At 63.0% G+C, this 9,445-nt stretch carries 7 protein-coding genes; all 7 read left to right on the top strand.

Annotation, left to right across the window (positions count from 1 at the left end; genetic code table 11):
• Positions 1-580 (top strand): molybdopterin cofactor-binding domain-containing protein (locus AC1VTH_RS04395; protein ID WP_481334905.1); only part of this gene is annotated, 580 nt, incomplete at its 5' end.
• A gap of 589 nt (positions 581-1,169) precedes the next feature.
• On the top strand, positions 1,170-2,681 hold the full coding sequence (locus tag AC1VTH_RS04390; protein ID WP_481334904.1) for an ABC transporter ATP-binding protein: 1,512 nt from the start codon (positions 1,170-1,172) through the stop codon (positions 2,679-2,681).
• Positions 2,682-2,694: 13 nt separating this feature from the next.
• On the top strand, positions 2,695-3,834 hold the full coding sequence (locus tag AC1VTH_RS04385; protein ID WP_293826825.1) for an ABC transporter permease: 1,140 nt from the start codon (positions 2,695-2,697) through the stop codon (positions 3,832-3,834).
• Entirely contained in the window at positions 3,834-4,766 is a 933-nt protein-coding gene (locus tag AC1VTH_RS04380; protein WP_293826827.1) for an ABC transporter permease, read from the top strand. Before AC1VTH_RS04385 ends, AC1VTH_RS04380 begins: the two co-directional genes overlap by 1 nt.
• A 170-nt stretch (positions 4,767-4,936) precedes the next feature.
• Positions 4,937-6,043: a BMP family lipoprotein gene (locus AC1VTH_RS04375; RefSeq protein WP_481334901.1), complete on the top strand. Its 1,107-nt coding sequence runs from the start codon at positions 4,937-4,939 to the stop codon at positions 6,041-6,043.
• A 159-nt stretch (positions 6,044-6,202) separates the two neighbouring features.
• Entirely contained in the window at positions 6,203-7,300 is a 1,098-nt protein-coding gene (locus tag AC1VTH_RS04370) for a BMP family lipoprotein (protein ID WP_481334900.1), read from the top strand.
• 288 nt (positions 7,301-7,588) lie between these two features.
• Positions 7,589-9,445: xanthine dehydrogenase subunit XdhA (gene xdhA, locus AC1VTH_RS04365; protein WP_481334898.1), on the top strand; the 1,857-nt coding region annotated here is incomplete at its 3' end.

Here is a 9,445-nt window from a genome sequence, read left to right as displayed (position 1 = left end):
GGTGCCCGCCGAGCAGCTGACGCCCGGCCACGCCGCTCACCCGGCCGACCCCGCCGCCGCGCTCGAGAAGCTCGAGGGCCGTCACTTCTACTACGAGTACCTCGAGCCCACCGACAAGCTCGGTGCCGACGTGCCCAACCCCAAGAGCCACATCTGCTACGGCTTTGCCACGCACCTGGTGGTCCTCGACGACGAGGGCAAGGTCTCCGAGGTCTACGCCGCTCACGACGCGGGCCGCGTCATCAACCCGATCGCCATCCAGGGCCAGATCGAGGGCGGCGTGCTTATGGGCATGGGCTACGCGCTCACCGAGCAGTGGCCGCTCAAGGACTGCGTGCCGCAGGTCAAGTACGGCACCCTTGGCCTTCTGCGCTCGACCGACATCCCGCAGATCCACGCGATCTACGTCGAGAAGGACGAGCAGTTGCCGGTGGCCTACGGCGGCAAGGGCATCGGCGAGATCGCCACGATTCCCGCCGCGCCCGCTGTGCAGAACGCCTACCACACGTTCGACGGCAAGCTGCGCCCCGACCTGCCCATGGCGGACACGTACTACAGCCACAGGCTCGGCCGCGACTAGCGGTCGCGTGCCCTAGACTGCTTCCCCGCCCGGGCGACCTCGCGTCGTCCGGGCTTTTTTGTTGCCGGGCCTGGATGGATCGAGATTCGCTCCCGGCCATCTCGGCAAGCTTATATATGTCAGATAGCTTAAGGTCCTTCGCGGCATTTCTCGGCCGTGCGCGGGGCGTCCGGAGCCAAACAGATTGGCATGTAACAATACTTAATTATTGTCCGAGAGTAATTTAACCGTTTTGAAAGCGCGCGAGCTAGACGTTATTTCCAAAAATGATAGCGATAATTAGTCAACCGTCTGCCGGGCAAAACTGGCCGGTTAAGCGGCGAAAACTTAAAGAATGTAAGCCTACCTGCAATTTAGTAGTAACTTTTTCTCACCAGATAGTTAACCGCATCGACATGAGCTGCGGGTTACTCTGTTGCCAATCTATGGCGCCAAGAGGCTACTCGGGGCGCACGGGGGAGACCCCAGTCCGTGGGTTTTTGTCTGATCACGTCTGCAGAGGCAAGCCATCAAGCCCGCTTGCAGACGTGTGAGTAGGGGAGGACGCCGCACAGGCGGCGAAGGCGGGGAACATCGAAAGGTGGTATCTATGGCCGAATTGCTGAGGATGGAAAACGTCAGCAAGCGCTTTGGCTCGTTTTACGCCAACAAGAACGTGAGCCTCGAAATCGAGCAGGGTGAGGTCCACACGCTCTTGGGCGAGAACGGCGCTGGCAAGTCCACGCTCATGAACGTCCTCATTGGCCTGTACACGCCAACAGAGGGCAAGATTTACATGCGAGGCCAGGAGGTGAACATCTCCAGCCCCGGCATCGCCGTCGAGCACGGCATCGGCATGGTCCACCAGCACTTCATGCTCATCGAAGACATGACAGGCCTCGAGAACATCATCTTGGGCGACAAGCGTCACAACAGCCCGCTGCTCCAGATCGCCGAGGACCGCAAGACGGTCGAGGAGCTCATGGACCGCTACGGCATGGAGATTGACCTCGACGAGAAGGTCGGCGACATGTCGATTGGCATGCAGCAGCGTGTCGAGATCATGAAGGTGCTGTTCCGCGGCGCCGACCTCGTCATTCTCGACGAGCCCACTGCAGTGCTGACCGACCTCGAGGTCGAGGGCCTGTTCGACATCATGCACTCGCTCACCTCCGAGGGTAAGTCCATCATCTTCATTTCTCACAAGATGCGCGAGGTCATGCGCATCTCCGACCGCGTCACGGTCCTGCGCCGCGGCGAGATGATCGAGACCCTGCGTGTAGCAGACACCACCGAGCAGGAGCTTGCCGACCTCATGATCGGCCAGAAGTTCCAGGAGAACACCTACAAGAAGGTCGAGGACGCGTCCGAGACGGCCTTCGAGCTCAAGGGCGTCTCCTATCACCCCGAGGTTAAGCATGGCGGCCTCAAGGACGTCTCGCTCGCCATCCACAAGGGCGAGGTCCTGGGCGTGGCAGGCATCGACGGCAACGGCCAGTCCGAGCTCGCGGCCCTCGTCACGGGCATGCTCAAGCCCGAGGGCGGCGAGGTCGTCGGCCCCGACGGCGCCAAGATCGCCGTCTTCAGCCCAGCGGCCTTCATCGACACGGGCCTGGGCAACATCCCCGAGGACCGCAACAAGATGGGCCTCGTCGGCGACATGACCATCGCCGAGAACCTCGTGCTCAAACAGACCACCTCCGACCGATTCTCCATTGGTCACGGCGCCTGGCTCAAGATGGACGCCATCGAGAAGTATGCCAACGAGCTCAAGGACGAGAACGACATCCGCTGCACCTCCGTGCATCAGACGGCCCGTTCCCTCTCTGGCGGCAACCAGCAGAAGGTCATTCTGGCCCGCGAGCTCGACTCGCACCCCAAGCTGCTCGTGGCCGTCTATCCCACCCGTGGCCTCGACATCGGCGCCACCGAGTTCATCCACAACCAGATCATCGCCCAGCGCGATGCGGGTTGCGCGGTGCTGCTCATCTCGGCCGACTTCGACGAGGTGCTGAAGCTCTCCGACAGGATCACCGTTCTGTTCGAGGGCCAGATCATGGGAACCTATTCCGGCGCGAACCCTCCCATCAAGGAGATTTCGCTCGCCATGGCAGGAAAGTAGGAGGGGAGGAACAGTGGCAGACAACACTAAGCAGGTCTCCGAGGGCAACAAGGAGTCTAAGGCCAAGGGGTGCGGAGGTATGTACTCCGAGCAGCAGCGCGAGAAGAGGCTCGCGGTCCTGACCCCGATCATCTCGGTGATTCTCGCGCTCCTCGTGGGCGCCATCATCATCGCGTGCCTGGGCAAGAACCCCATCCAGGGCTACGGCGCGATGCTCCAGGGTTCGCTGGGCGACGCCGGCAAGATTGGCAAGACGCTCGAGCGCGCGTGCCCGCTCATCTTCACCGGCCTCGCCGCCGTCTTCGCCTATAAGTGCGGCGTGTTCAACCTGGGCGGCGAGGGCCAGTTCATCATGGGCGGCTGTGCCACCGCGACCGTCGTGCTGGGCCTCAACCTCACCGGTCCCATGGGCCTTCTGCTCGGCATCATCGCCGGTATCGTCGTGGGCGGCATCTGGGCGCTCATCCCCGGCATCATGAAGATCACGCGTGGCCTCAACGAGCTGATCACCACGATCATGCTCAACTACGTCGCCATGTACTTTATGGAGTACATCTTCAAGAACGTCTTCTCCGACCAGGGCCTGCCCAAGACGCTCGCCATGCCCAAGTCAACGCACCTCATCGACGTCGGCAGCGCCCACGTGGGCGTCATCATCGCCATTCTGCTCGGCATCTTCCTGTGGTACGTGATCTTCCGCACGTCCTTCGGCTTCAAGATCCGCGCCGTGGGTATGAGCCCGACCGCCTCCAAGGTCAACGGCTTCCCCGTGCGCGCCCTCGTGCTGCTCGCCTTCGTCATCTCCGGTGCCATTGCCGGCATGGGCGGTGCCGTCGAGCTGCTCGGCAAGACCCCGTTCCGCCTGGCCGACGGCTTTGGCTCCGGCTTTGGCTTCGACGGCGTCGCCATTGCACTGATCGCCCAGCTCAACCCGATTGCGGCCATCGTCGTGGCCCTGCTGTTCGGCATCCTGTCCACCGGCGGCACGATGATGCAGTCCGTCATTGGCGTCCCGACGGCCATCGTCGACATCGTCCGCGGTCTCATCATCATCTTCGCCATCGCCGGCATGGCCATGGTGAAGCTGCCCAAGGTCAAGACGTTCCTCTCCAACCTGGGCTCCAAGAACAAGAAAGCTGAGGTGAACGCGTAATGGACTTCATGGTTGCGCTTCCTACCATCGTCAAGGCAATGGCGATGGGCGCCGTGCCCATCCTGTTCGCCGCGCTCGGCGAGGTCTTCTCCGAGCGAGCCGGTCTGGTCAACATCGGCCTCGAGGGCATCATGGCCGTGGGCGCGTTCGTCGCCTTCGCCGTGGGCAAGGTTACCGGCAACCTCTGGCTCGGCCTGCTCGTTGGCATGCTCGCCGGCGTCGTGGTCAACCTGATCTACGCCTTCTGCACGATCACGCTCTGCTCCGACCAGACGGTCACGAGCATGGCCATCAACATCCTGGCGCCGGCCGTTGCCCTCTTTGGCTACAACCTCTTCGTGGGCGCCAACTCGGCCAACGCCACTGGCTCCCAGATGGCGAGCCTGGCCATCCCGGGCCTGTCCGACATCCCGGTGGTCGGCAACGGCCTCTTTAACCAGACGGCCCTCGCGTACCTCGCGTTCCTGCTCGTCCCGGTCGTCTCGTTCTTCTTCAAGCGCTGCCGCTCCGGCCTCTCGTTCCGCTCCGTGGGCGAGAACCCCCAGGCCGCCGAGACCCTCGGCATCAACGTCGTGCGCGTCAAGTACATCGCCTGCATCCTCTGCGGTGCGCTGGCCGCCGCCGGTGGCGCCTTCCTGACGCTGTGCTACACCCCGATCTACACCGACGGCATCGTGATGGGCCGTGGCTTCATCGCCCTGGCAACCGTCATCTTCGGCCGCTGGAGCGCCGTGGGCGTCATGCTCGCCAGCCTGCTCTTTGGCTTCTTTGATGGCCTCAACGTTGCCCTGCAGGCCCAGTTCCAGGCCGCGCCGGTTATGTTCTTCAAGATGATCCCGTACATCTTCACGATCATCGCCCTGCTGTTCTTTGGCTCCAAGCACGCTGGCCCCAAGGCTAACGGCCAGCCGTACTTCCGCGAGTCTCGCTAGTCATATTCAGGCGTTCGCTGGCGGCCCAAAACGGACCGCCAGCGTAACGTGTGGACGAAATGGGTTCCAGCTGCCCTTCAGCTGGGTATAAGAGTAGGTATGGTGTTTGTAAAGCAAGAGGGGGCGCAACCCCTGAGCGCCCCCGCACAGAGTGGGAAGGGTTGATTGTAATGAGCAATACCAAGTCCCGTTTCATGCTGAACAGGCGTCAGGCTCTTGGTCTGGGTGCTGCCTCTGCCATGACCGTTGCCCTCGCCGGCTGCGGTGGCTCGGGCTCCTCTGACTCCGCGTCTACCTCAGGCTCCGGCGAGGAGAAGAGCAGCTACAAGGTCGCCATGATTATGAGCGGCACCATCACCGACGGCGGCTGGGACCAGGGCCACTACGAGTCCCTGAAGCGCGCCATCGAGGGCCACTCCAAGTGGGAGATGCTCGAGCCCAAGGAGAACACGGCCGACGCCGACGCCGCCACCGCCGCGCAGTCCTACATCGACCAGGACGTCGACCTCATCGTCGGCAACGGCAACCAGTTCGCCTCCGACTGGGCCGAGGTCATCGCTGACGCCGCCGACGCTCACCCCGGCGTCAACTTCCTCATCACCAACACGGACCCCGAGGCCGAGATGGGCGACTACGAGAACCTCGACCACGTCCAGACGGTGCTTCCTGACTTCAAGCAGACCGGCGCCCTCGCCGGCGTCGTCGCCGGTCTCATGACCCAGACGAAGAGCATCGGCTTCATCGGTGGCATGAAGCTCCCGTCCACCACCACCAAGTATTCCGCGTTCCTCGCTGCCGCCCAGAAGATTGACTCCTCGATCACGGGCCAGTACAACTTCGAGGCCGGCTTCACCGACGCTTCCCTCGGTACCAAGCTCGCCGAGCAGTGGATTAACGCCAACAACGTCGACGTCATGTGGGGCGACGCCTCTGCGGTCGACAATGGCGTGCGCCAGGCCCTGCAGAACGCCGGTGCCGATACGCACTTCGACATCGCCCAGCCCATCGACACCGTGGGCGATGACCAGCCCACCGTCATCACCTCCACGATTACCGACTGGATGATTGGCGAGGCCATGGACCTCATCGAGGCCGGTAACTTCGGTGGCGGCAAGGCCATCACGGGCAACATGGACAACGGCGGTGTCTCCCTCGGCAAGTTCTCCGACAAGGTCTCGCAGGACGTCCAGGACAAGATCGCCGAGTACTCCGACCAGATCAAGGCCGGCACGTTCATCTCCGACGACGACGTCGAGGCCATCGAGAAGGGGCTCTAGTCCTTCCAAGTTCTAGCGAGCCGGCCTCACGCATCTGGGTCGGCCAACGCGCATAACTGGTGCGGGTATCAGGGAGCCGAGATGTCTCTGGACGTCTCGGCTCTTTTGTTCAGTAGGTAGTTCGAAATTTTATGTAAGGCATAAGAGAAGGGGAATGCTATGTCCAAGAATTACACCAGGCGTGACGCCATCAAGCTCGGCGCCGGCTCCCTGAGCGCTGCCGCAGCGCTGTCGCTCGTGGGCTGCGGTGGCGGCTCTGGCGACTCCGCGTCTTCCGACTCCTCGGCCGAGGCCAAGGACAGCTACAAGGTCGCCATCGTCATCTCCGGCCCCGCCCTCGACGGCGGCTGGGGCCAGGGCCACTACGAGTCCCTGCAGAAGGCCTGCGAGGAGAATTCCAAGTGGGAGATGCTCGAGCCCAAGGAGAACACCGCCGCAGCAGACGCCGCCACGGCCGCCCAGTCCTACGTTGACCAGGATGTCGACCTCATCATCGCCGCTGGCAACGAGTTCTGCTCCGACTGGGCTGAGGTCGTCGCCGAGGCAGCCGACGCTCACCCCAATGTGCACTTCCTCATGACCAACACCGATCCCACGACCGACCTCGCCGACTACGAGACGCTCGACAACCTCGAGACGGTCCAGGTCAACCTCAAGCAGTCCGGTTCCCTCGCTGGTGTCGTCGCCGGTCTCATGACCTCCTCCAACTGCATCGGCTTCGTTGGCGGCATGCGCATCCCGACGACCCTCTCCAAGTACTCCTCCTACCTCGCGGCCGCCCAGAAGGTCAACCCTTCCGTCAAGGGCGTCTACAACTTCGAGGCCGGCTTCACCGACGCCTCCGCCGGCGTGAAGCTCACCGAGTCCTGGATTGGTACCGACAACGTCGACGTCATGTGGTGTGACGCCTCCGCCGTCGACGGCGGCGTGCGCCAGGCCCTCGAGACCGCTGGTGCCGACACGCACTTCAACATCGCCCAGCCGATCGACCTCGTGGGCGACGACCACCCCTGCGTCGTCACCTCCACTGTCACCAACTGGATGATGGGCGAGGCCATGAAGGCCATCGAGGCCGGCAACTTTGGCGGCGGCAAGGTCATCGAGGCCAACATCGAAAACGGTGGCGTCTACCTCGGTTCCTACTCCGACAAGGTCTCGGCTGACGTCCAGTCGAAGATCGAGGAGTACACCGAGCAGATCAAGGCCGACACCCTGATCTCTGACGACGAGGTCGAGGCCATCCGCAACGGCCTGTAAGGTCATGCTCGCAAGGCCGTAGCTTGCCTAGTCTGGGGGCGTTCCGCACATGCGGGGCGCCCCTTCTCTTTGTCGAGCGGCTGCCCTGTTTCAGGGCATTCCTTGCACTCTTGATTGTGGTTGCGTTGCATTCGCGTAACAATAACGGCAGGTCAGAGCCGTTGTTCTTTAATTAGTACAATCCGTCTGCCCCCAGAAATGCCCCACTCGCCGCGTGGGTGCCTAACTATTTGAATTGCGTAATAAACTTTTGTTTGCACGTAAGCATTCGTATGAGAGTGAGGCGTCATGGAACAGCTCAAGGAGGTCGGAAGGCCGATCGTTCGCGTCGACGCGTTTGACAAGGTGACGGGTCGTGCCAAGTTCACCGACGACCTGTGCCCCAAGCCGTGCCTCGAGGCAAAGATTCTCCACGCGACCATCGGCAACGGCCGCGTCATCTCCATCGACACGTCCGAGGCCGAGAAGGTTCCCGGTGTGGTCGGAGTCTTCACCTGTTTCGATGTGCCCGACATCGCCTATCCCGTGGGCGGCCACCCCTGGTATGCCGACCGCGACGCCTCGCACCGAGACATCGCCGATCGCAAGCTGCTCGATGACCGCGTGCGCATCTACGGCGACAACATCGCCGTCGTGGTGGGCGAGGACACCGTCGCGTGCGACCGCGCCCTCAAGCTCATCAAGGTCGAGTACGAGGAGTGGCCGGTCATCTACGACCCCGCCGAGTCGCTGGCCGCCGGTGCCCAGGAGGGCGGCGCCGAGCACCCCGTGCAGACGCGCAAACCCGACAACCTCGTGGGCCACTCGCTGGCCGTCACCCCCGACGACAAGCTTGCCGAGATGGGCTACAAGACGGTCGATGACGCCATCATGGACCCCAAGTACCACCACGTGAAGCTCCACATCGAGAGCCGCGAGCAGTCGCAGGTCCACATCGAGAGCTGCGTCTCGTACTGCTACATGGAGAACAACAAGATCGTCTGCGTCTCCTCGACCCAGATTCCCCACGTTGTGCGCCGCGTCATCGGCCAGGCCCTGGGCATCCCCTGGGGCGACGTCCGCGTCATCAAGCCCTACATCGGCGGTGGCTTTGGCACCAAGCAGGACGTCCACTACGAGCCCCTCAACGCCTGGGTCTGTAAGCAGGTGGGCGGCCGCTGCGTGCGCATGGAGATCAGCCGCGAGGAGCTGTTCTGGGACACCTCGGGCCGTCAGCCCAAGAGCTTCGACGTCGAGGCCTCGTGGGACGACGACATGAACCTCCACGCCCGCAAGATCACCGCGCTCTCCAACACGGGCGGCTACGGCCACCACGGCCACGCCCTCGTGCTGAACTCCGTGAACTCCTTCCGCTGGCTCTACCACACCCAGGAGAAGGCCGTGCGCTGCGAGGCATCGACCGTCTATACCAACGGCCCGCACACGGGCGCCATGCGCGCCTACGGCGTGCCCGAGGGCAACTGGGCTGCCGAGTGCCTCATGGGCGACATCGCCTATGACATGGGCTGGGACGGCGTCGAGTTCCGCCTCAAGAACGTCTACACCGACAAGTTTGTCGACGAGTTCACGCCCAACGGCGTCATCGCCGCGCACACCTGCGCCATTCCCGAGTGCGTTGAGAAGGGCAAGGCCTACATCGAGTGGGACAAGAAGAAGGAGGAATACGCCAACGAGACGGGTCCCATCCGTCATGGCGTGGGCGTCGCGTTCTTCGTCTACAAGACCGCCGTTGCCCCCTTCGCCCTCGAGACGGCCACCGCTGCCGTGACGCTCAACCAAGACGGCTCGATCCAGCTCCAGATGGGCGCCACCGAGATTGGCCAGGGCGCCGACACGGTCTTCTCGCAGATGGCCGCCGAGGCCATTGGCGTGCGCACCGAGGACGTCCACATCGTCTCGTTCCAGGACACCGACGTCACCCCGTATGACCCGGGTGCGTTCGCCTCGCGTCAGACCTACGTCTCGGGCACGGCCGTCCGCAAGGCCGGCGAGAGCCTGCGCAAGAAGATTCTCGACTACGCGAGCTTCATCTATCCCAAGGCCCAGGGTCAGCTCACCATCGACCAGGGCGTCATCTACGACTCCGTGGGCAACAAGGTCTGCGACCTTGCCACGCTGGGCATCGAGTCCTACTACAACATGGAC

Source organism: Parolsenella sp., assembly GCF_982402205.1.
Note: the sequence above shows the minus strand (reverse complement) of the source record. Positions and strands in the feature narration are given on the sequence as shown.